Annotated in this window: 1 protein-coding gene; it reads right to left on the bottom strand. The window is 57.6% G+C overall.

Annotated features, from left to right (window positions below; genetic code table 11):
- The coding region (gene glgP, locus AC5RK6_RS04515) for a glycogen/starch/alpha-glucan family phosphorylase (protein WP_493926368.1) at nt 1–1217 on the bottom strand (1217 nt) is incomplete at both ends.

Below are 1217 nucleotides of genomic sequence, written 5' to 3'. Positions count from 1 at the left end.
GGAATAATATGCTCGGCCGGCGACACATTGTAGTTCTCCACGAAGAGCACGGTGATCTTGCCGCGGGTATCCGCATCATTATTCACCAGCTTCGCCACTTCGTTAATGAACTTGATAATCGCCTTGGCGCGCTTGTAGCCCGGCGCGGCCTTAGCCCCGAAAATGAAGACCCGCGGCGGGACCTCCATGCTGGGATTGTCCTTAATCCGGAAGTACAGATCGAGGATGTACAGCGCGTTCATGAGCTGGCGCTTGTATTCGTGCAGGCGCTTAATAATCGTGTCGTAAATAGCATCGGTGGGAATATCGATGCCGTCGCGGCGCTTAATCCAGCGCGCGAAATCACGCTTATTTTCCGCCTTGATTTCCATGAGGCGCCGGTAAATATCCGCATTCCCGCGGTCCTCAATGGTGGCCAGCTTATCCAGATCCGTCACCCAGGAATCATCCCCGAGCACCTCGGTCAGCAGCGCGGCCAGGCGCGGATTGCAATTATGCAGCCAGCGGCGCGGGGTCACGCCATTCGTCTTGTTATTGAAACGCTCGGGCCAGATGTCGTACCAGTCGTGGAGGGTATCCCGCTTGAGGATCTCACTGTGAATCGCGGCCACCCCGTTAATGGAGAAGGAGGCATAGCACGCGATCCACGCCATATGGACCAGCCCGCCGGAGAGCGGCGCCATGTACTCAATCTTGCCCGGGTGGAAACCGGCCTCCGCCAGCTCCGCGCGGAAACGCCGATCCATTTCCGCCACAATGTCATAAATACGCGGGAAAAGCTTGGTGAAAATCGAAGTTTCCCAGGTTTCCAGCGCCTCGGCCAGCACCGTGTGGTTGGTGTAGGCGAAGGTCTGGGACACGATCTTCCAGGCATCCTCCCAGCCCAGGCCTTCCTCATCCATGAGCAGACGCATGAGCTCCGGAATGGCGAGCACCGGGTGGGTGTCATTGAGCTGGATCGAGTTGTATTCCCCGAAGGAACGAATATCCCCGTGCGCTTCCTTATGTTCGGCAATGAGGCACTGGAGGGAAGCCGAGCAGAAGAAGTACTGCTGGCGCACCCGCAGCACCTTGCCTTCGTAGGTGGTGTCGTTCGGGTAGAGCACCCGGCACAGGTCATTTACGCGCTCGCGTTCCACAATCGCATCGGTGAAACGCTGAGAATTGAAGGCATCGTAATCGAATTCTTCAAGGGGCTCGGCCTTCCACAGGCGCAG

The sequence above is a fragment of the Actinotignum sp. usb-actsch-213 genome, assembly GCF_059085665.1.
The sequence above is the reverse complement of the archived record's forward strand: the minus strand, read 5'-3'. Positions and strand labels throughout refer to the sequence as shown.